Origin of the sequence: Ruminococcus flavefaciens (assembly GCF_900119075.1) — a bacterium.
In the GTDB taxonomy this organism is placed as follows: Bacteria; Bacillota; Clostridia; order Oscillospirales; family Ruminococcaceae; genus Ruminococcus; species Ruminococcus flavefaciens_Q.
The window spans coordinates 99,065-121,512 of sequence record NZ_FPIP01000008.1 but is presented as its reverse complement, the minus strand read 5'-3'; the positions used below and the strand labels follow the sequence as shown (position 1 = coordinate 121,512).

At 45.0% G+C, this 22,448-nt stretch carries 14 protein-coding genes; 8 read left to right on the top strand and 6 right to left on the bottom strand.

Annotation, left to right across the window (positions count from 1 at the left end):
• Nucleotides 1-65 precede the first annotated feature (65 nt).
• From BT105_RS11645 to BT105_RS11635, 3 genes are all read left to right on the top strand, one after another.
• Nucleotides 66-1,715 carry a type 2 periplasmic-binding domain-containing protein gene (locus BT105_RS11645; protein ID WP_072300898.1) on the top strand — a complete coding sequence of 550 codons (1,650 nt, stop codon included), beginning with the start codon at nt 66-68 and terminating at the stop codon, nt 1,713-1,715.
• 195 nt (nt 1,716-1,910) lie between these two features.
• Nucleotides 1,911-3,158 (top strand): hypothetical protein, encoded by a 1,248-nt coding sequence (locus BT105_RS11640; protein ID WP_072300897.1) that lies wholly within the window; start codon nt 1,911-1,913, stop codon nt 3,156-3,158.
• A gap of 202 nt (nt 3,159-3,360) precedes the next feature.
• Nucleotides 3,361-4,605: a hypothetical protein gene (locus BT105_RS11635; protein WP_072300896.1), complete on the top strand. Its 1,245-nt coding sequence runs from the start codon at nt 3,361-3,363 to the stop codon at nt 4,603-4,605.
• A gap of 68 nt (nt 4,606-4,673) precedes the next feature.
• On the opposite strand, the gene BT105_RS11630 is transcribed toward BT105_RS11635, so the two are convergent.
• Nucleotides 4,674-6,344 carry a carbohydrate binding domain-containing protein gene (locus BT105_RS11630; protein WP_072300895.1) on the bottom strand — a complete coding sequence of 557 codons (1,671 nt, stop codon included), beginning with the start codon at nt 6,342-6,344 and terminating at the stop codon, nt 4,674-4,676.
• A gap of 291 nt (nt 6,345-6,635) precedes the next feature.
• A complete protein-coding gene (locus tag BT105_RS11625; protein WP_072300894.1) occupies nt 6,636-9,338 on the bottom strand; it encodes a calcium-binding protein in 2,703 nt (900 codons plus the stop codon).
• 280 nt (nt 9,339-9,618) lie between these two features.
• Here BT105_RS11625 and BT105_RS11620 point away from each other — a divergent pair, with 280 nt between their 5' ends.
• From BT105_RS11620 to BT105_RS11600, 5 genes are all read left to right on the top strand, one after another.
• Nucleotides 9,619-10,308: a response regulator transcription factor gene (locus BT105_RS11620; RefSeq protein ID WP_072300893.1), complete on the top strand. Its 690-nt coding sequence runs from the start codon at nt 9,619-9,621 to the stop codon at nt 10,306-10,308.
• A gap of 83 nt (nt 10,309-10,391) precedes the next feature.
• Complete coding sequence (locus BT105_RS11615; RefSeq protein WP_072300892.1) at nt 10,392-11,303, top strand: ABC transporter ATP-binding protein; 912 nt, start codon at nt 10,392-10,394, stop codon at nt 11,301-11,303.
• On the top strand, nt 11,296-12,036 hold the full coding sequence (locus tag BT105_RS11610; RefSeq protein WP_072300891.1) for a hypothetical protein: 741 nt from the start codon (nt 11,296-11,298) through the stop codon (nt 12,034-12,036). The genes BT105_RS11615 and BT105_RS11610 overlap by 8 nt, the downstream gene beginning before the upstream one ends.
• A gap of 29 nt (nt 12,037-12,065) precedes the next feature.
• Nucleotides 12,066-12,962 (top strand): sensor histidine kinase, encoded by an 897-nt coding sequence (locus BT105_RS11605; RefSeq protein WP_072300890.1) that lies wholly within the window; start codon nt 12,066-12,068, stop codon nt 12,960-12,962.
• 230 nt (nt 12,963-13,192) lie between these two features.
• A complete protein-coding gene (locus tag BT105_RS11600; RefSeq protein ID WP_072300889.1) occupies nt 13,193-13,657 on the top strand; it encodes a hypothetical protein in 465 nt (154 codons plus the stop codon).
• A 151-nt stretch (nt 13,658-13,808) separates the two neighbouring features.
• On the opposite strand, the gene BT105_RS11595 is transcribed toward BT105_RS11600, so the two are convergent.
• The 4 genes from BT105_RS11595 to BT105_RS11580 form a co-directional block, all read right to left on the bottom strand.
• Nucleotides 13,809-16,958, bottom strand: coding sequence for a carbohydrate binding domain-containing protein (locus tag BT105_RS11595; RefSeq protein WP_072300888.1), 3,150 nt, complete (start codon nt 16,956-16,958; stop codon nt 13,809-13,811).
• 497 nt (nt 16,959-17,455) lie between these two features.
• Nucleotides 17,456-18,853: a sensor domain-containing diguanylate cyclase gene (locus BT105_RS11590; RefSeq protein ID WP_072300887.1), complete on the bottom strand. Its 1,398-nt coding sequence runs from the start codon at nt 18,851-18,853 to the stop codon at nt 17,456-17,458.
• A 303-nt stretch (nt 18,854-19,156) separates the two neighbouring features.
• On the bottom strand, nt 19,157-21,721 hold the full coding sequence (locus BT105_RS11585; RefSeq protein WP_072300886.1) for a hypothetical protein: 2,565 nt from the start codon (nt 21,719-21,721) through the stop codon (nt 19,157-19,159).
• Nucleotides 21,711-22,265 carry an RNA polymerase sigma factor gene (locus BT105_RS11580; protein ID WP_072300885.1) on the bottom strand — a complete coding sequence of 185 codons (555 nt, stop codon included), beginning with the start codon at nt 22,263-22,265 and terminating at the stop codon, nt 21,711-21,713. The genes BT105_RS11585 and BT105_RS11580 overlap by 11 nt, the downstream gene beginning before the upstream one ends.
• Nucleotides 22,266-22,448: the final 183 nt, after the last annotated feature.

Below are 22,448 nucleotides of genomic sequence, written 5' to 3'. Positions count from 1 at the left end.
TATAGTATATGTTTAGTTTTTTAGCATACTATCCTTACAAAAAGCTATCGAAAGGAGGCGGTATCATGACAAAAATCCAAGCACTCTCAGCATTGCTCGCAGGTACGGTTTTATTCTCTTCCACAGGCTGTTCCCTTGGAAAAAACAAGGAAAAAAAGCATGAGATACAGAAATTCACAGGACTCTACTGTGCGCGTAACGACACAACTCTTGACGAAGATAATGAGATCAGAAATATCATAGCCGAAAAAACAGGCTATATCCTCTATGAAGAATGGATGAAGGATCAGGCAGACGTCGACAAGATATTCAGCGACATGATGATATCAAGAAAATATCCCGATTTCATGTCACCTGACGGTCCGAACTGTCAGCGCCTTATCAAGGAAGGAGCCTTTATCCCCCTTGATAATTACTGGGACAAGTATCCCAATCTGAAATCATTGTATTCAGACGCTGAATGGGAGACGCTTCGTGCCGAGGACGGTCATATCTACTATATACCGCTGTTTTCCGCAGTCAACAAGCAGGTCACGGGCAACGTCCACGACGGTGAAGCCTTCTGGATACAGGTCAGGGTGCTTGAATGGGCGAATTACCCGCAGCTGAAAACCCTTGACGACTATTTCGACCTTATCGAAGCTTATATTGCCGCCAATCCTGTTGACGAAAACGGCGAGCCATATATAGGCTATGAGATACAGGCGACAGAAGTCCGTATGTTTGCTCTGGACAATCCGCCTATGTTCCTTGACGGTCATCCCAACGACGGCTGCTGCTTCGTTGATCCCGATACTCTCGAAGCAAAGGACTACAACCTGCTCCCTACAGCAAAAAAGTGGTTCAGCAAGCTCAACGAGGAATACCATAAGGGCATAATTGACCATGACTGCTTCTTTATGGAGACCGCTGATTATTACGACAAGCTTGCAACAGGAAGAGTTCTGGGAATGGTAGACCAGCACTGGAATTTCGGAAGCACAGAGCGTAAGCTCCCTGCCGAATGTACATATATCCCCTTCGGGCTTACTATCGACGGTACTCTCACAGAGCACTATCGTGACAACCCTGCTTTCAACGCTTCAACGGGAGTTGGCGTAAGCATAAGCTGCTCAAATCCCGACGGCGCAGTCGAATTCATGAGCAAACTTATCGAACCCGAGATACTGAACCTCCGTTACTGGGGCATTGAGGGAACAGACTATTTCGTCAATAAGGACGGCTATTTTGACCAGACTGAGGAGCAGTACAAGAACTGGAACGACACAGCCTATTCGCTGAAGCACAAATGTGAATACAGTTATATGCCACATTTCGGCGGTATGGCTCCTGACGGCAAGAACGCCTATGCTCCTGGCAATCAGCCAAATATCTTCCATGACCACCTTGCTCCTGCTATACAGACGTGCTTTGACGCCTACGGCAAGCAGACATACAGCGATTTCCTTAATACTCCGTCGGAAAACCCTCCATGGTATCCTATGTGGTCCTTTGAGAGCTCGGCAACAAAGGAGACTGAGTACGGCAAGGTATCAAGTATGCTAAGCGACCTGAAGCATAAGTATATGCCTCTTATGGTCATGAGCGATGACTTCGAAAAAACATGGGAGGAATACAAAACCGCATATAACAAGGCAGAGCCGCAGATATACTTTGACGCCCTTACCGACGAGGTCCACAGAAGATGCGGTATAGCCACAAGCATGAATAATTGATTATAAGCAAAATGCTTCCCTTTTCGGGAAGCATTTTTATGTCATGTAAAGCCCGTGCAGATACTGTCTTAATAAAAAAATGCAGAGAGTGTAACACTTGGAGCATTCTGTTCGATTAGTATTTATGAAAGCCGATATATCACGAAGATAAACTCAAAGGCTTTCCGCTGATTTTTTTGAAAGAAGGTATTTAACATGAATGAAAGAAAGCTAAACGAAACCAATGACAACAATAACGAATACACTGTGAAAGTGGAGGGAGTCGAGCCCTACCGCCGTCCTATATGGCAAAGATTCTTCAGCAGTGCCGCTGCCGTTGCTGTTATGGCAGGAGGTGTAGTCGCAGCTGCCTATATGCTGCCTAAGATGAGCAGTTCAAATCATTTAGCCGCACAGGCTGAGGAACAGACCGAAGCAGAAGCTGTTACAGAAGCAGCCACAGAGACAGCTGCCGAAACAGCAGATACCGCTGTATCAGCCCCATTATCCAACGAGGAGATGAAAAAGCTCTTTGAGGATAACGTGAACGTATACTTTGAAGCAGCCGCTTTAAGCTCGGATACCAACACAGATTACAGCGCAGAGCCGATACAGTTCTGGCGCTACTGGGGTGAATACGATGAGAGCCTCGGTGATGACTTCGGTATGAGACGAGAGGGCGATTCCCTTTATTACCTTGCCACATATTACAAGGTAAAAGAACCTCGCTCCAATGATATCAACGAGCTGAAAGACTACTACAGTCAGTACATATATGAGCCCGAGCGCGAGTTCGGCTTAGGCTTTGACGTCAGCGACTGCGCTGTAGACTCTGTCATTCATCAGCCTACCCGTTATCTGGACATAATCGGATACAACGGCGGTATCTACTCAACACAGCACATCGTTACAGCTATGCCTGTCAATGAAGCCGACAGAGGTGAGATAATCTGCGACAAGGCTCTCTATGCTACAGACGATTCCTTTACATGGGAAAGAATATACAAGGTTTACAACGCCGATATAGGCGGTCAGACCGTACCCGTCAAGGCTGAGTCCATACAGCTTGATTTTGAGAAGCTCAGCGACGGAAGCTGGAAGGTCACAAACGGTGAGGTCGCAGGTGATGAATACAACAGCTCTCTTGATTATTACGCACTCGATACTGTATTCTCAAACGCAGGCGGAGCGTATATCTCGTCAAATATGGGTATAGACTTTGATAAAGCCAGCAATGCCGCTTCTGATTATATCACGGACGTTATCCACAGAGAACGCGCATTTTATACGCTCTGGGAGCGCACAGACAAGCTGCCCGAGAATTATGAGCATATCACCGATGATTACGTAAAGGACAACAACTGGCTGAAATTCACCTACCGTGAAGCCTTCACCCACGACGGTCCTGACGTTGACATCTTCACCGACAGCAACGGAACTATTTTCGCTGTTGCAGAGAGATAAACCGTTGACTGCGATGTAAAAGGGAACTTTCTGCAAATAACAGTGCTGATATATAAGTTTTCGCCATAGTATTTCTGATTTACGGTCAGAAGTGCTATGGCGTTTTTCTATTAACAACCATGCAGAAAAATGATATTATATTAGCAATATAAATTGGGGTATATCAGGTCAATCAACAATTTAATGATAGGGAGATATTTATATGGGGTACAATTTTTTTAATATCAAAGAAGTTTCAGGTGTTTTTGAACGCAAATTAAATGATTTCAGAGCATCACTCGGAGCGGCTGTATGCCAAGGAAAAAGCATACCATTTGCAGATAATGATATTACATATATACTCAAGCTCCAGCATGACAGGCTTTCCAAAAAAGGACTGGAAATATCCTATGACATCTATTCAAGAGACGATAATAAGAACAAATTCATCGCAGGAAGCAGCTGGAAAGACGCTCACTATGAAAGCACCGTCTGCTTTAATCAAAGCGGAATAAAACGTAAAGTTAAGCAAAACGGCAGGATAAAGTATAAAGATGACCGCAAGAGCGTTTTATACGAAACAATAACAGATGTAGTCAACGGTATCCACCCTGATAACGATACGTATTGCTGTCCGAACTGCGGTGCTGTATCCACTGTTGCAGGTCTTCAAAACGGCTGTTCCTACTGTGGAACAAGGTTTCAGATGGACGACCTTTTCCCAAAGGTCACGTCCTATTATTTTATAGATACTTTCGGAATGACAAAAAAGGAATTCTTATCGGGATACCTCACTTCTTTTATCATCATGCTTATCGCCGTGTATATCCTTGGCATTATATTCAGCAAGGGAGCGGGCTATTATATAGGATTTACCATATTAAGTATTTTTTTAGCCTATTTTCTGTATGCTTATTTTCTGTTTATGAAAATGATAGTAAGAGTTATCTCTTCTGCGGGGAAAATGGGGACTGCGGGTTCACGAAGAAAATTTGAAACAAGAATGAAAAAAATCAGTCCTGAGTTTTCTTATGAGTATTTTACGAGCAAGACTTTGTCACTTATAAAAACAGCTGTATTTTCCGAGAACGAGAATGAGCTTTTGTTTTATAAAGGTGGAAAACTTGAGCCTAAGATGAAGGATATCATAGATATGAATTATGGCGGTGCGTTAGGCTGTAAAAGTATCCATGAAGAGGGCAGTTTCGTAACGGTTGAGACAAAAGCATATTTTGATGTGCTTTATGCGAGTAACGACAAAGTATTTTTCAAAAAACAGGTTTTTAGTGCAACATTAAAACGCTGCACTGATATCCCTGTGGATTTCAACTTTTCCATGACAAAAATCGCGTGCCCGTCTTGTGGTGCAAGTTTTGACGCAACGAAAAATAAAACCTGCCCGTACTGCGGAAACAAATATGAGATAACCACAGATGACTGGGCTTTAGTTGAGCTGAAATATAATTGAATATCCAAATAAAAAATACAATGCCCCGAAGCGCTTCATTAACGCTTCGGGGCAGATTTTTGCATTTATCATGCCTTGAATATGAATCTTATGAAGTTATACATAAGCGGAATTACAGTATTGCTGTCGTGACCGCCGCCCGGTACCGAGATATAGATATTCTCTGTGCCGTGCTGTGTGAACAGGTCGCTGTACTGCTTCGGGAAGTCGTTTACCATAGTGTCGTTGGTTCCGCCTGCTATCATCAGAATATACGGTGAATACGGCGGATCAATGCGCATATCGTCCTTGCTCATAACACCCGGGTGCGTCATGAACTGGTCTCTTGTCGGGAAGATACCCGGGGCAGGAGCTCCGCCGCCGATGTAACCCACCTTGTCGCAGCACTTCATGCCGATGTAGAGTGATTCTCTGCCGCCCATTGAGAAGCCTGCCACTGCGGTATTCTCGCGTCCTGTCTTTACAGGGTAGTGGGATTCGATATAAGGCATAAGGCTGTCGGGCATATCCTCTACGAAATTATCGTATCCCGGAACGTCTGCCTGACCATTGCCTGTCTGCTTCTCGTGGTTCGGGTCTGTATACTGGTTTGTGAATACGATTATCATAGGCTCTGCTTCGCCGCTCTTGATGAGGTTGGTAGCTATCTCACGAACGCCCATACCGTTCATCATTGAGGACTCGTCGCCGCCGTAGCCATGATTTACATAGAATACAGGGTACTTTTTACTGCTGTCATATCCTGGCGGGAGCCAAACGTTTGCGCCCTTATTGCGGTTCGCCTTCTTTGAGAAGTATGTGATATGCTCTATCTTGCCCTCTGCATTTTTCAGCACATTCTGCGGAACATTTACTGTTATCTTGTCACGTATGCTTGCCATGTAAGCGCTTGGATCGGCATTGCTCGTGGTAGTCGTGGTCACAGGCGGAGCTGTTGTAGTTGTTGTCGTTACTATCGGCTCAGGGAACTCTCTCACCTTTCCGAGAATGAACTTTGACAGCATAACTATATCGTTTACAGCAAATTCGCCGTCGCAGTCAATGTCTGCCACCGTCATAACTGTATCTGTGGCTGACCCCGACGTATAGCTGACCAGAGACTTTCTTGCAAGGACAAGGTCGAATATATCAACTCTCTCGTCGCCGTTAAAGTCGCCCTGTATCACATTAACTGACTGAGGAGCGTCAGGCTGTGTTCCTGCCTTTGCAATGATGACTTCGTCAATGGAGAAGCTCGCTGTGCCGTCCTCGGTCTCAACATAAAGGATATATCCCGAGCCCTCGGGAAGCTGATAATCAGTATTTGAAAGCACTGTATAATCACCCGATGACTGACCGTTTGCTATATGTCCGTAGGCTGTTTTCCCCGAAGCGTCTGTGTACTGGAGAGACAGCATCATATTGCCTGAGCCTGAAACAGCCGCACTGAAGCTGAATGTCTCCCCTGCCTTGAAGGTCTGTGAGTCAAGGGCTTTCTGAGCGCCGTGCCATGCACTGCCTCTGTCAGAAACTGTAAGAGCCTTGCTGCCTGCATAGGCTGTGCCGCCGACAGAAACAGAAGCGCTTCCTCTTCCTCCCCAGTCGTCCGTGCCGTTTTCAAATGTATCGTGGCAGTAATATCCGTTTGCGTCAAGCTCCTGTGCGTTAGTAACGGCAGGCATTGCCGAAACTGCAGAAAACATCATAGCTCCCGACAGTATCCCTGCAAGCACAGACTTGACCGTTCTGAGTTTTCTCATAGTCAGTTCCTCCTTTAATGTCATGATTTAGCCTATGTATAGTAAAAAAGTAACACACTTTTATCATACAACATATGCACAAAATGTTAAACCCATTTTATAAAGCTTAGGTGGATAAAAATCAGATTTTTTCACATATACGCAAAAGCTCCGACAATAACTGAAATACATATTAGACGCTTATAGTTATTTGTGGGTAAAACCTTTCTGAAGAAAGGTTTTACCCGATAAATAAACATAAAACTTCTATATAAGCATTGCAATTAAAGTCGGAGCTATACTGCTGTCTGCTCAGGCAAGGTCTGAAGCAGGCTTTACAGCGCTCTTGAATTCATCGAAAGTCAGCTTGCTGCCGTCTGCAAATTCCACGTCGTTTATACCGATGACCTGTACATAGCTGTCAAGGCCTCCGATATAGAAACGGGTATATTTCTGACCATCGTAAACAGATGATTCGGTATAGATGTCATCTATAGATATACCATTGCCAAACTGTAAGGTGTTATATCCGTTGCCCCATAAAGTGCTGTCATTAATAGTGTCACAACCATCGCCTAAATTATAAATATAGCGGTCATCACCCTGTCTGCCTTTGATATAGTCATTTCCCCTGCCACAGAACACGGTATCATTATCGCCTGTATCATTTATAGTATCGTCGCCGTCAGTACCGCGAATATACTTGACAAAGTTATCCTGCAAATACTGCTGATCCCAGACCGTACCATCATCAAAGTAAATCGCCTTCATAGGCAGATTATAGTCAAAGAATCCCATAACATTACCTGATATGGAAACAGATTCGCCTGTTTTGTTAATGTGGAGAATATAGGTATAATTATCAACTGAACGCTCGATAGTTACTTCATCAGGATTGATGCCCTCGCCCAGTAAAAGTATATTATTGCCGCCTTGATTTCCAAGGTCAATGAGGTCATTTCCGTCGCCGAGATCGTAAAAGAATATGTCGTCGCCGTTTCCGCCTCGCATGATGTCGTCACCTTCGCCGCCCCAGATCATGTCATTTCCCTTTGCGCCTGTGAGCACGTCGTTGCCTCCAAAACCGAAAAGAATAGAATCAGGAACGTAATCCTTGCGGAATTCTGCGTCAGTGTCTATTACAGCTGTAAGAACATCATCGCCATTTGAACCATAGTGGTAGCGTGTGCGCTCAAGGAGATCAAGACGATCCCATGTAGTTCCGTCAGCAAAGTGTATCTCCTCGATCGGGAATACAGGTGAAATGCCTGAATACATATTTCCGGGGATTGTAATAGTATCTCCTGTTCTCATGATATGGAGATTGTACTCGTAATAGTTATCTGAGAAAGACACCTGTACCTGTTCGGGAAGGATACCCTCTCCGAGCCAGAGAACGTCCTTTCCGCTTGAAGGGTAAGTGAATCTTCCTGTTGTGTCGTCGATATAGTCGTTACCGTCGCCCAGCTCGTAGTAAATGATATCGCTGCCGCCGCCGCTCTTGATAACGTCGTCGCCCTTGCCGCCCCATATGAAGTCGTCGCCGTCACTGAGTATTATAGTATCATTGCCGTCCATTCCATAAGCGTAATTATTGCCTGAATCAGGAGAGAGTATACCGAAGCAGCTATCTGCAAGTGTGATAGTATCGTCACCGTCACCGCCGAACAGATAATCGTCGCTCTTGTTACCGTAAATGCTATCATTTCCGCCCATGCCCCAGATATAGTTTGTCTCGGGATAGCCCTCGATAGTATCATCTTCCTCTGTGCCTACAACCGAGTTTGTTATATAGCAGACATCATCATAGGTCATAACAGAGCCGTCCTTGAATCGGATATTCTCGATACGCTTTGCAGGATCAGAGAAATACTTGCTGCAAATGATATAGACCTCATTCTCAATATCGTTGATGAACAGATCCTTGCCTATGCGCAGGAATTCCAGAGAACCCTTATCAGTGTCATAATCAAGGAACAGTGTATCGTTGCCTGTTTCGCCATTTCCTTTTTCATTGATTATTGCGTATATAGGCTCATCAGTATCGATAATATGGTAAGTGTCATCGCCTGAAGTCAGGTCATAGAAAAGGTGCGGAAGCGAATCCAGCCATGCCTTCAATTCTTCAATTGAAGGATTTGAGGATAAAGGAAGCACCTCCTGAGGTCCTTTTTCAGGATCATATGGTATCATTACCTCCTCAGGCTCAACATTCCATAGTCCCATTTCTGTCATTTCATGGACTATATAATCAATTTCACGGTTTCGCTCGTTCTGTACCAAAATCACGTTTTTCAGCGGACCTGTAAGTGTTGTAAACTCCAGCTTATCAATATCCCAGTCGACCTTATAAGGTTCTGTGTAATAAAGCTCAAGCTGGAACTGAGCACTTTCGTCTACTGCACCGCCCTGGAAAGGTACTCCCGATACAACAATAATAGCTCCGTCTATGTAATACAATGCGAAATTTCCACTGCTGACCATTTCTTCAAATCTGTCGGGAGGCATTACATCACGGACTGCCTTGACGACATCAGGAGAAATAAAGCTGCCGTCCATACGTGTTACTTCAAGACCTCTGTAGTCATCATATGGTGAGGTAGTAGTTGTTGTAACTGTTGTGACCTGCGATGCCTGAGTTGTAGTTACAGCAGGCTCAGCTTCTGTACCGTTATTCTTTGCTGCTTCAGCTGCCTCTTCCTCTTTTTCCTTTCTGGACATTTCAGCCCAGCACTCAAGGAAGTATTCCTTCAGAGACTGATTTGCGTCAAGTTCCTTGAGGTAGCGCTCATTGAAATCAGCAATGTAGGCGTTCCAGCGCTCGATAGTTTCTTCCTGTGAAAAGGCCTTGACTTCCTTACGGTGTTCAAGCTCGCGCTCGAAGACTGCAATTCCGTCAGCAACGCGTTCTTCGGTTGTTGGAGCAGTATCAGTCGTATCATCGGCAAATGCTGTGAGTGCTGTTGATGAAGCGATAAGACTCATGGCTGCAACGAGTGAAATTAGTTTCTTCATGGTTTTCATTCCTTTCTGCTGTTTTGTACAGCGATAGTTAGTGTTGCGTTTACTGTGCGTATAGATTAATGCGATTTCTCCAATTTACAATAATATTAGCATATATTCAAACATTTGTCAATAGCAATAATAATTTTTAAACTTTTATAAACGTTTTGTAACCTTTTCCGAGTACTTATTTAAACAAATTCCTTCTGCTCCAATAAGTTATATGATTGACCTTTACTGTGACCTATGCTATAATAGTAAATAACAATGATTTTTTCGAGAGGGGTACGCCATGAAAAAGATACTTACAGCTGAGGACGACAAAGAGATAAACCGCCTTATCTGCGAATATCTCTCCTCACAGGGCTATGAAATGCTGTCGGCGCTGAACGGTCTCGACGCAGTGCGGATAGTCCGCGAAAATACAGACCTTTCCCTGCTGATACTTGACCTTATGCTCCCCTTTCAGAGCGGAGACATGGTATTGCAGAAGATACGTGAGTTCTCAGACATACCTGTTATCGTGGTATCAGCAAAAAGCGAGACGAGCTCCAAAATAGACCTGATACGCATGGGAGCAGATGATTATATCACAAAGCCCTTTGACCTTGACGAGCTCCTTGTCCGCGTCGAAGCGGTACTTCGCCGTTATAACAGGAACTCCGATAAGCAGTCCGTATCCAGAATACTCACATTCAAGAACCTGACCATAGACGTGACAGCAGGCACAGCAGAGGTCTGCGGAAAGACTCTCAGCCTTACAAGCAAGGAGTTCGCAATACTTGAGCTCATGCTCGGCAATCCCACAAAGCTCTGGTCTAAAGCCAACATCTTTCAGAGCGTATGGGGCGAGGACTACCTCAGCGACGACAATACCGTAAAGGTCCACATGAGCAATATCCGCTCAAAGCTGAAAAGTCTGGACAGCGGCAGCGAATACATTGAGACTGTGTGGGGAATGGGCTATCGGCTGATAAATTAACACTTTCTTTACCACTTGCTTAACCTTTTCTTAACCTTCGCCTGTTAGAATAAGCTCAAAGAAAAACGAAAGGGGGCGGCGCTATGGCAGATAGCGTTATCACCATGAACAATATCACCAAACGCTTCAAAAAGGCGGAGGTGGTGAAAAATTTCAGCCTTGATGTCAGAAAAGGCAGTATCACAGGTCTTATCGGTCCTAACGGTGCAGGCAAGACCACTATCATGAAGATACTGGCAGGACTTATATTCCAGACATCAGGAGAGCTTCAATTCTACGGCAGCAATGACCTTGACTCACACCGCAAACGTATGAGCTTTATGATAGAAGCTCCTATTGTCAACTACAATATGACCGCATACGAGAACCTCAGTTATATCCGCTATATCAGGGGATATCCCGACGAGAAGCGGATAAATGAGCTTCTTGACATAGTGGGGCTGGGCAATACAGGCAAAAAGAAAGCCATGAAGTTCTCGCTCGGTATGCGCCAGAGACTGGGCATTGCAATGGCTCTGCTGACGAAGCCCGAGGTCCTTGTACTGGATGAACCCGTAAATGGTCTTGATCCCGAGGGCATAGTTGACGTAAGACATCTGCTGCAAAAGCTTGCAGAGGAGCAGGGCGTGACCATACTCATATCAAGTCATCTTCTATCCGAGCTTTCCGAGCTTTGCACGGATTTCTCAATTATAAACAAGGGAGAGCTTATAGAGAACCTCAGCCTTGAGGAGCTTCAGGACAAGTGCAAAAGCCACATATCCGTCAGAACAAACAATATCGAAAAGACTGCGGCTATACTTGAAGAAAAGCTCTCCATAGGCAATTACAAGGTAATGCACAGCGGCGAGATCGAGATATACGAACAGCTTGACGCTGTGGAGCGTATCTCCAAGACCATAACCGATAACGGCTGCGTTATCACAAAGCTGTGCGAATCGGGAAGAAGTCTTGAGGACTATTATCTTGAAAAGGTAGGTGGCAGGCATGAGTAATTACATAAAAGCGGAGCTTTACCGCATAACAAGAGGACGAAGCATCTTAGGCAATATCATTATCTGCCTTGGCGCATTGGTGCTGGCGGCAGCCACATTCATGCAGGATCTTTTCCACCCTAACTATCTGACAGTTGCTTCAACCTTCCCAATGATGGCTGCCATAATCTCTATTGCAGCAGGCGCAGCGATAGGCAAGCACTACGCAGACCGAACAGCTCAGTATGAGATAATGGACGGCGCAAATTCTCACAAGCTCATATGGTACAGGCTTATCGTGTATATATCCCTGCTTACTGTGGCTTACTTTATCCCTGTATGTGCGGTAATGCTGATATATGAGCCAACTGAAAAAACTCTTGCAGCTATAGGGCTGTTTTACATAGTATTCCTGCGAATGCTGTTCTCTGTCATTGGTATCACAATGACTATCAAAACTCCCGCGGGAGCAATGGTCCCATATGCCCGTATGATGATCGAAAACATATTTGCTGTTCTGGGACTGGCGACCAATGAAGACAAAGTCTTCGACATGACAGGCGGTATCATCTCGGTATTCAAATGGTTCCCGTCAACGGAATGCACCCTTGTGGCAAACGGTATGCTCGACAGCGACCTGATAATAAAGGCTCTCATCGGCTTTGTCATCGAAGCGGCGCTGATGTACTGGCTCGCCTATACATCATATAAGAAAAAGTGGTACGTAAGGACTACCATCGGCAGTCACGTATAATAATATGAACTAAAAAGGAGGTACACGCTATGAAAATTCTGCTCGGAACAATCTGCGTGTGCCTTCTTGTCATTTTGTGTGTCCTGTTATGGAAATATATCTCGCTGAAACGCAATATCCGCCGTTTTTCACGGGGACTTGAAAAGCTCAAAGATGATGATTACAGGCAGCCTGTGAAGGTAACGAATTTTGACAAAGATTTAGTCGAACTTGCAGTTAAGGTCAACGAGCATACCGACATACAGCGCAGTCTTGCCAATGAGTACGAGCAGAAAAAGAAGCAGCTCGGCACGGTCATCTCGGGTATCTCCCACGACTTCCGCACGCCGCTGACGGCTTCGCTTGGATACTTGCAAATGATAGAAAAGAGCGGCGAGCTGTCGGAGAAAAATGCGGAATACCTTACTGTTGCCATGCAGAAAAACAAGTACCTTAAAGAGCTCTCAGACGAGTTCTTCGAGGTCACCAAGACCGAAAACGGCAATGAGGAGCTCCGTATCGAGGAGGTCAATCTCAGCAATATCCTGACGGAATCGGTGCTTGAACAGCACGGCTGGATATCCGAGAGGAATATTGCCGCGGAATTTGATATTGCCGACGGTATCATCGTGCGCTCGGATATGCACTGCCTGATGAGAATACTCAGCAATCTCATGTCAAATGCCGAGAAATACACCTCGGACAGCTTCAGCGTTTACCTTGACCGCGATGATAAACAGGTCACATTCCGCGTCTGCAACACCCTCGCGGACAGCTCAAATGTAGATGTAAGCAGAGTTTTCGAGCCATTCTACCGCATGGACGCAAGGACGTCAGGCGGCTCGGGACTTGGGCTCTACGTTGTTAAGCTCCTCTGCGACAGACTTGGCTGGACAGTCACCGCACAGCTCAGCGACAACATATTTTCCGTCGAGATAATACTGTAACATATGATTCAGAGCCGCCTGCAGGGCGGCTTTTTTGCCTGTATTCCCTGATTTGAAAAAATTCCAAATTTTTTTGAACCGATGTAACACCTGTTATTTTTCCTCCGATTGTTCTTTATGAAAGGTCGACCAACAGAACACAGTCCCCTGCGGACTTAACTATCAAAAACAAAACTGCACACACGGAGTTCGTGCAGCAGTATCACATTTATATATCGGAGGAAATCATTATGAAAAATTTTGTATCTGTTATTGCTGCACTCAGCCTTATGCTCTCAGCAGCTCCCGCAATCACATCTTATGCAGCAGAAGCTGCAACAACTCCTGTAGCAGCCGAAGTTTCAGCTGAAACCACAGATATCGAGCATATTGCAGGCGAATGGAAATACCAGAACTCGGATACCAACTTACCCGTTAATATCACACCGACAGACTACGGCACAGTCGTTATAAACAAGGACGGCACTTATACTTTTACCGACCTCAGTGGCAAGACCTCATCGGGAACAGTTCAGTTCAGCATTGAGACTATCGGCGGCAAGCCATTTCAGTGCATAAGCTTATATGAAGGCGAAGAGCGCAGATTCGGCGGCTACTATCTTACCGCACAGGGCAAGGCTAATGCCGATGTAAACGGCGGCGGACTCACAGTCGGCGACGCACAGGCTATCCAGAAGGCGCTCCTCAACAAGTAAGCCGCTTCACTATTTATATACGCAAACTACGTTCCGAACTTCCCCATTCGGAACTGAGTTTAAAATCCCCGAAGCTTTCTCTCCTTCGGGGATTATGTTTTTATACGTAAAAAAGGCTCCAACATAAAGTTGAAGCCTTTTAGTATCAGTTCTACTTGATAAGACCTATGCCCCAGATCGTGAAGCTGCCGCTTCCGCTGATAGAAACGTCAAGGTCGCCTGTTGTAGCCTGATAGTAGCCAAGCTCTGCGTCAGGACCGCCCCATGTGTACTGCTTATTGCCGTTTACCTTTGTGGTCTTGCCGTTTACAGTTACATTGATGCTGCCCATGCCTGAGCTGTTAGCCTTGAATACGATGATGAGTCCCTTGCCCTGTGTCTTGAAGGTCATAGGACTGCCTCCGTTGAGTGTGTATGAGTAGTTGAGGCCAGGGTTATTGTTATAACCGCCGCCTGACTTCCATGAGCCTGCATTGAAGCCTGTCAGGTTCTTAGGATCAACGTTCACGCAGTTTGCATACTCTGCGCCGTATACGTACTTAGTAGGCTGAGTATAGCCTGCGGACTGGTTCTCGCTCTTTAATGCCTGACGAACATAGTAAGCCATACAGTCAGCTACAAGCTGTCCGCCCTTCTGGTGTGGGTGATACTCGTCTGTGTAGTAGTCGCCGGGCTGGAGGAATTTGCTGTTGAACGCCTTTGTAAGTGCGTCGTCCATGCTGATTACAGGGATATCGAAGTTCTTACCGATAGGATACATCTGTGACTGGCTGGAGAAGCCGCCCTTTGCACGGGTAATGATGATACCTACAGCTGGTTCGTTAGGCATATCAAGGAACTTCTTGATACAGCTCTCGAAGCACTTCTTGTACATGATATCCTCATGGTCATTAACTGAGAATTCGAGGAAGATGATGTCAGGCTTCTGCTCGACTATCTGCTTCTCGCTGCGGACAAGTCCTACAACGGAAGATGTTCCCGAAAGACCTGCATTTATCTCCTTGAAGCTGCCCTTAGCAAATGTTGTCCTGAGGTAGTTGGAGAATGGTGTTGTGTAGTTCTTGCCCTCGGTAATAGAACCGCCGAGGTAAGCAACTGTCAGAGGTGAACCGCTCTCAGCAGCAGTAAGCTTCTGAGTAAGTCTGTATGTGTTGCCCATGTGCTTTATCGAGCTCTTGTAGAAGTCGATATACTGAGCCGAAGCTGTCTCCTTGTAGTTATCCCACTTAGTAGTGTCTACTGTAGGTGTAGGAGGAACAACTATCTCAGGCACCTTGCCTGTGCCGCCTGTTGTAACTGCTGACTTTGTGCCCTCAGCTGCAACAAGTACATCGTCAATATAAATATCCATAGTATCTCCCGAAGACTCAACAGTCTCAACATAGAGCACCATATCTCCTGCATTGTCAGGGATAGTGAATGATGTGTTCTCTATCTTTGTCCAGACGCCGCTCTCGCAGGTAGCCTTTGCGATAGATGTGTAAACAGCGCTTCCGCCGCCGTTGCCGCCCTGCTGGAGAGAAATCTGTATCTCAGCTGAGCTGCCTGACATCTGGAGAGCTGCAAGACTTACGCTGTATGTCTGACCCGGCTGGAAATCTGAACCGAGGTTTATAGCAGCACCGTTCCACTCAGCGCTTCTGTCTGTGATGAACATAGACTTTCCTGATGAACCGTAATATGCTGCGTCTGTAGCTGTAACAGAAGCTGCGCCTCTGCCTGTCCAGTCGCCTAAGCCTGAATCAAAGTTGTCATTCAGAGCGCCGCCTGCTACAGGAGCTGCAGTAGTAGTTGTTGTCACTTCAGCAGTTGTTGTTACTGTTGTAGTAACAGGTGCTGTAGTCACATTTGGCGAATAGCTCTCAGGGAGCTTTGTTATCAGACCTAAAAGGTACTTCTGGATAGAAAGTGCGTCGTTTGAAGTAATACCGCCGCCTGCCTCATAAGCGTCTGCGTTGTAGATACCCGGCTCTGAAAGCTTATACTTATTAGGGTTAGCAAGAGACTGCATGATAAGAACTACATCGCCCATATCAACTGTGCCGTCGTTGTTTGCGTCGCCCCACTTAGTTACCTTTGTGGAGATATCGCCGCCAAAGCCGCCGCCCTGTGAGTTCTGCTCATTCTGCATTGTAGTTGTAGTAACTACGGGTTCTGCTGTGGTAGTTGTTGTTACTTTAGTAGTTGTAGTCGTTACAGCAGTTGTAGTAGTTGTTGTAACAGGCTCGCTTGCTGAAGCCTTGAAAGCATATCTCATGAATGTATAGAGATGAGGCTTTACAGAATTTGCGTCATGTCCGCCGCCGGGGATAGACTGGTAAACGTGATTAACGCCGTTTCTTGTGAGAATGTCGCTGTACTGCTTAGGGAATGTACCAACAACGCTGTCGTTGGTTCCGCCTGTTATCATGAATACAGCAGGCTCGGGACCTACATCTCTGAACTTCATCTCACTCTCCTGCATACAGCCCGGGTGAGTCATGAACGAGTCCTTACCTGGGGTAATACCCGGTGCAGGGCAGGCGCCGCCTACATAGCCGAATACGTCGGGGCGCATAAGTCCGCAGTAGATAGCCTCACGGCCGCCCATTGAGAAGCCTGTGATAGCTGTATATTCTCTGCCTTCCTTAACGGAATAATTCTCCTTGATGAAAGGAAGAAGGCTGTCTGTAACGTCATAGAGGAAGTTGTCGTACTCTGCGCAGGTCTGCTGGTTGATACCGCTTGGGCTGTTCATAGTCTTGCTTGTGAACATATTCGGAGTTACAACGATGAACTCCTCAGCCTGACCGCTTGACATAAGACCTGTCATGAGCTCCTGAACGCCCATGCCGCTTACCATGTCGTTCTCGCTTCCCATGATTCCGTGGAGAACGAACATTACAGGGTACTTCTTGCTTGAATTATAGTTCGGAGGGAGAATAACGTTGCACTTTTTCTGCTTGCCTGTAAATTTGCAGTTATAGGTCTTGTTCTCCACCTTGCACTGGCTTGTCTTTTCAGCGCCATTCGGTACCCTTGTAGGCATATCGCCCTTGATCTGAGAGTTGAGACCTGACTGAGCGTTTCCGCCGCTGCCTGCGTCTGAGCCTATGTTGGTGTTGCCGTTGGTCTCGAAGCCGCCCGCAAAGCCGCTCCAGTCCTGTCCGCCGCCGTTATTTCCCCAGCCGCCCCATGTCATGCCGCCGTTATCGCCGCCGAAATTGAAACCGCCCGCATTAGCTGAGAGGGGGACGGACGCTGCGATCATCACTGCGGATACGGTTCCGCTGATGATCTTCTTCATTTTTGAAAGTTTCACTTCAATCACTCCTTTTATTATTGTAGTCCTGAATAACGTTCCGTAAAATAAACAGGACAATTTTTCTGGTTTAATGCAGAAACAGCCGTATAAGAGAGGGTACAGCTGACCTCTGAATGTCCCAGCCAGAAGAAACATTGTGATAAATAATCCACCCAAAACTGTTATTATGCCTAATGTATGGCATAATTGTCTAATATCTTTAAAGTAAATATACAATATTAAGAGGCAAAAGTAAATAAGCTATTAACAACACCGCAATTTTTGGGGTTTAGTCCGCAATAATTGGTCAGGAGTTTTGTAATATAATGATATTTTAACGACAATTTTAACATTATTTTTACCTCAACAAACTATTTCCGCAATATTTCGTTCACACAGTTCATCAAATACTGTAAGGAACATCTTTTGGTGATATTGTCCATGTCCATTGTTAATATCAAAACAGCTCCCGAAAAATGCTTTCGGGAGCTGTTTTCCTTGTAAAGTTTAAATGATCATCTGTATTTCAGTTCGGGGTGCTTCTCATAGTACTCGTTTTTGTTTATGTACATATTTTCATCTGCAATGCGCATTGCTGTGCGAATGTCTTCGCCGTTCTGCACGATACAATAGCCAGCCGCGAAATTAACATCGGCATCGATAGCGGATTTCTCGTAAAGCTGAGCCAATCTTTCTTTGAGAGCATTCTCGTCCATGCCCTTAGCGATAAGCATGAATTCATCGCCGCCTGCACGGTAAATATCACAGTCATAGAAAACGCTGTTCAGTATCGCAGAGGCTGTACGGAGAAGTCCGTCTCCTGCACCGTGTCCCTTTTCGTCATTTACGCGCTTCAGACCGTTAAGGTCGAAAAAGCCCACCGCATATGGCTCTGAAAGCTTGTTTTTTCCATTTACGATATCTTCTACGGCATTATTCATGGCATTTCGGTTCTTGCAGGCAGTAAGGATATCGATAGAGCCGAGGTATTCAAGCTGCTTCATAAGCTTGTAGTTTGCAATTTCCGAAGCAATAAAGTATGTGGTCAGTTCAAGAGTCTCCTTTATTCTGACAGTATCCTCTGTATTGAAGTTCAGAGCCCACAGATAGCCGACAGTCTCATCGTTATGCTTGAGCGGAAAAAGAATGACGCTTTTCACATTAAACTCAACCAGCATTGAATGCCATTCAGGATTTACTGATTGCAGCCATTTCATATCATTTTCATCTTTTACGATAAGGCATGAGCTGCCTCCTATGGCTGAATCAAATGTGTCGGCAATATCCAGAAAAGTCGTATCATTACAGATATCTGCATGATGTATAGAGTTTTCGGGAGACATTGCCTTACAGAAAGATGCATATCGCTTTCCGTTAAAATCAGAAACAAGTATACCGCAGATATCTGCTCCGCACATTTCACGCATATCTTCTATGAGCTCATCAAATATCTGCTGAATGTTTTCTTTATTTGCGTTTCCCAGCTTGATACTTACTTCAAGAGCCTTTGTAGCAGTATCCGCAGCAAGGCTTGCCTGCTGCTCTGAGTCTGCATAGGGCGAGATATCGCAGGAATAAAGGCAGTATCCAACGTTTTCCCTGTCAGATTCAACAGGCAGAAGGAACATATTTACCCACAAGCCCATATGCTCAACATGAACGTATGTGTGCAGCGGCTTTCCAAGGCAGGCACAGCGATACATAAAGTCCTCAAAATTCTTATCCTGCGGCAGGCAGTAATAATACGGTGAATCAGGAACAAAGGGGTGATGAAATATCATGTCGGCATCATCACGCAGAAGCTTATTTGCAGCAACGACACGTATATTGCCGTAGGTGCCGTCCTCATACTGCTCAACAGAAATAATGCACGTTCTGCTCTTATGACCTTCTACTAACTGTTCATAATCCATGATAAATGCCCTCTTTCTTATTATTATGAATATATTTTTGCGAAGACAGATTTCAATAGTTCTGATTATAATGTTGGTAAAGGAGCTGCTTCGCCTAACTTCCACAAATAATTTTATCACTTTTGCGAATAAACATCAATAAAATATATTTAAAGTTCACAAATACTTATAAAAAACTGGCACTTCTTACAAATTGCAGCAGTTCATTTTAGGCATTAATACAATGGTATTTCATAATGTCGGAAATACGCAAAAAGCCCCGAGGCAGCGCCTCGGGGCTCGGTTATGTCATATCAAACCTGCTTATTCCAATGTCTTTTTATTTCCGAGAAGATACTGCTGTATGCACAGGGCGTCGTTAACAGTCATACCCTCAGTTGACTTGTCAACATCGGCGTTTATCCTGCCCTGCTCGGTGATGTGGTATTCCGATGTACCACATACCTCGTACTTGTCAGGATTTGCAAGAGCCTGCATAATAATTACTGCGTCGGAAAGGTCAAGGTCTGTATCGCAGTTAGCGTCGCCGATCTTTGGAGCAGACTTTCTCGGCATTGCTGTAGTTGTAGTTTCAGCTGTCTGCTCAGCGAGCTGTGTATTTGTGTACTGACCGCGGTTGTTCCATGCCATAGTTTCAAGGTCACTTTCCGCTATGCCGCAGGTCCTTGAAACGTAATCCAGCAGGATAGCTGTATCCATTGCATCGCCGCTGACTCCGCTGCCATCAAGGTCGAAGTTCTTGATATAATTGTCCATTATCTTTTCCGGAACTGTATTGACATTCTCGGAGGTATGAGTCTGTGAGTAAAGCGTATTCTCTGCGCAGATATAATCGTGCTCGTCAACAACGCCGTTCATGTCGACATCAGGCGGCGGCATGATACCTGCTTCAACATTCACGTAGTAGTTATCAAATATATACTGTCTTGTTTTCTGTGAAGCATAGGTAAATGCATATACGTAATTCTCGCAGAGACTGAACAGGTCGTCGGGATCGGTCAGCTGATATCTTGTGCCGTCAAGGCAGTTCGTTCCATCCCACGGATAATTGGAGACTTCTCCGTTTATCCATGCATCTCTGAATTCCTCATATTCTTTTTCCTTCTTAGTCTTTATGCCAAGCTTTTCACAGATATATATCTGTGCGATACTGCAATCGGCAGCGTCGCCGCTTATGCCGTTTTCGTTGAGGTCAAATCTGCTGAGGAAATTATCTATAATATCATCTGAATATCTTTCGTTCTTTGCATATCTGTAGTTGTTGTATATATCTTCAACCGCATAATGGTCAACAAAGGTTATTGCTCCGTCGAGATTCACATCGGGCTCGGGAAGCAGACCTTTTTCTGCCTTTTCCTTATATAATTTGTATTCAGCTTCGATATCGGAAAGATCAACATCAGCTCTTACATCTGAATTCGGAAGTCCCATTTCTCTTTCCGTATCCTCAACTGTATACTCGAAATCCCTGAGGATTTCCTTGAATCTCGGTGAATAGTCTCTTCTTTCGTCGTATCTTGACTCCCATAATGTATCGAAGTAGTTATGATCTGAGTATTCGGGCTGATATGATTCTTTATCAATGTAATATCTTATGAGATAATCCGAGAATACAGCTTCAGCAAGTCTGTCATCTTCCAATTTGCTGAAAAGCTCAAGGCATTTTGCCTCTGACTCAGAGGGGAATTTTACAGTTGAAAGCTCATTGTAGACCTTTAGCTTATCCTCATAGGAAAGCGCCTCGCGGTCCATATTTTCGTAGGTAACGGCTGGCTCGTCAAACAGCTTCTGGAAGAAGTAGATATCCATTACGTCGCCCATATCGAATCTGCCATTGCCGTCAACATCAAGATAAGACCTGTTTGACTCGATAGCTTCGGCAGCTATATCATACATACCGTGAAATACCTCTGTACTTTCGATAAAGTACTTTACAAAGTCCTCACGCGTCTGCTTGTCAGCCTTATCGTCAGCGGCATAGTATTCGGGATCGAGGATATTTCTCCCGATCTTGTTATAGCAGGTGTAGTAATAGATGAGGTCGTTTACATCGCTCTCGTCAAAGCAGCCGTCGTTATTGTAATCATATGCCGTATCGTCTGTTAAAGAAGCTCCATCGCCGTTTGATAAGCGATAAAGGCAATAAATATCATGAACATTGAATTTACCATCCTTATTTACATCAATTTTTGTTTCGTTTTTATGCCATTCACCGAATCCGAATTCGTTTATGTCATATTTTGTGCTCATTACTTCAAAGGGGACGCTTCTCATGCCTGTATCGTTGACAGCGTTCACGGGCTGTGATATTGCCGATGAAGCTACAAGCATAGCAGCGAATCCTGCTGACATTTTATTCATATAGTATACCCTCCTATGCGTATCAGTAATAGTCACCTTTTCGGTCGTAACAGTAACATCAGCAGCTGTAACGGAAGTGCTCTGTGATACACGGGCTGTCTGTGAAGTGCTCCGCGGCGCTGTATGCACGGCAGTGCTTACAGCGGTACGCTGAGTTACGGCAGCCGCTGTGACCGCCGCAGAAGTCTGAGTTGTATTTACAGGAGCTGCGGCAGTTGTCTTTGCAGTCACAGTCTCTGTTGTCACTGTATTGTTATTGTCAGAAGTTACAGTTGTAACATCAGAAACAGCGGCTGTTGTTTCAACTGTAGTATTCTCATTGAAATCGAGGGACGAAGGATCCTTTGCAGTATTGCTATGCCATATCCCCAAGCCGATGATCGCAGCGGCACACATAGCTGTAACGCCTGAGGTGATCCTTATGATACGTACCCTGCGTATACGGCGCTCTTCTAATATACGGTCGCCGCGGGATTTAACTATCTCCGCCATGGTCTTATAGTCCATAGAACACTGCTCCTTCCTTTTCGATTTCTTTTTTCAGAGCGGATTTTGCTCTGTAAAGCAGGTCTCTGATCTGCTTGCTGTTCTTTTTCATTATCTCAGCCGCTTCGTCATTCTGGAATTCCTCAAAGAATATGAGGTACAGTATCTGACTGTATTCAGGTTTGAGATTTGAGATGAGCCTGCGCAGGTCAGAACGCCGCTCATCATCTATGACCTTCTGTTCAATATTTTCCTCGTCAGAGATGTCAAACGCATTATCAAGGGACACTGAATTGAATTTCGAGAATTTCCGCTTTATATCTATTGCCTTGTTTCTTCCAATGGTGTAAAGCCATGTTTTGAAGCTGCCTGTACCCCTGAAGGCAGGCTTCTCAACATATAGCTTTACGAATGTATCTATGGCAGCTTCTTCTGCCAGCCCCATATCACCTATAATGCTGTAAAGGAAATAAACAAGACCGTCCTTATAATCGCGAATAACTTCGTCTATTGCGTCTTTATCTCCTGATAGGAAACGGCTGTAGCTACTAATACCGTTTTCCATATGTCCTCCTTTCGGCAGGAAATATTTCCATTTGTTACTTATACGAAAGAAAAGCGGCAGATGTCGCAGTATTTTTCAAAAAAATTTTTATTTCGCATTTTTCGCTGCATTCTTTTATAATACTACCACTTTTCGTGGCTTATTGCAAATCCTTTCTCCGAAGCTGAAATCATATAAAGGAAA

Bases quoted from the DNA above. Each gene is read 5' to 3' on its own strand.
- BT105_RS11645 (WP_072300898.1), top strand. From the start codon at position 66: ATGACAAAAATCCAAGCACTCTCAGCATTGCTCGCAGGTACGGTTTTA.
- BT105_RS11625 (WP_072300894.1), bottom strand. From the start codon at position 9,338: ATGAAGAAACTAATTTCACTCGTTGCAGCCATGAGTCTTATCGCTTCA.
- BT105_RS11640 (WP_072300897.1), top strand. From the start codon at position 1,911: ATGAATGAAAGAAAGCTAAACGAAACCAATGACAACAATAACGAATAC.
- BT105_RS11605 (WP_072300890.1), top strand. From the start codon at position 12,066: ATGAAAATTCTGCTCGGAACAATCTGCGTGTGCCTTCTTGTCATTTTG.
- BT105_RS11620 (WP_072300893.1), top strand. From the start codon at position 9,619: ATGAAAAAGATACTTACAGCTGAGGACGACAAAGAGATAAACCGCCTT.
- BT105_RS11590 (WP_072300887.1), bottom strand. From the start codon at position 18,853: ATGGATTATGAACAGTTAGTAGAAGGTCATAAGAGCAGAACGTGCATT.
- BT105_RS11610 (WP_072300891.1), top strand. From the start codon at position 11,296: ATGAGTAATTACATAAAAGCGGAGCTTTACCGCATAACAAGAGGACGA.
- BT105_RS11600 (WP_072300889.1), top strand. From the start codon at position 13,193: ATGAAAAATTTTGTATCTGTTATTGCTGCACTCAGCCTTATGCTCTCA.
- BT105_RS11580 (WP_072300885.1), bottom strand. From the start codon at position 22,265: ATGGAAAACGGTATTAGTAGCTACAGCCGTTTCCTATCAGGAGATAAA.
- BT105_RS11635 (WP_072300896.1), top strand. From the start codon at position 3,361: ATGGGGTACAATTTTTTTAATATCAAAGAAGTTTCAGGTGTTTTTGAA.
- BT105_RS11630 (WP_072300895.1), bottom strand. From the start codon at position 6,344: ATGAGAAAACTCAGAACGGTCAAGTCTGTGCTTGCAGGGATACTGTCG.
- BT105_RS11615 (WP_072300892.1), top strand. From the start codon at position 10,392: ATGGCAGATAGCGTTATCACCATGAACAATATCACCAAACGCTTCAAA.
- BT105_RS11585 (WP_072300886.1), bottom strand. From the start codon at position 21,721: ATGGACTATAAGACCATGGCGGAGATAGTTAAATCCCGCGGCGACCGT.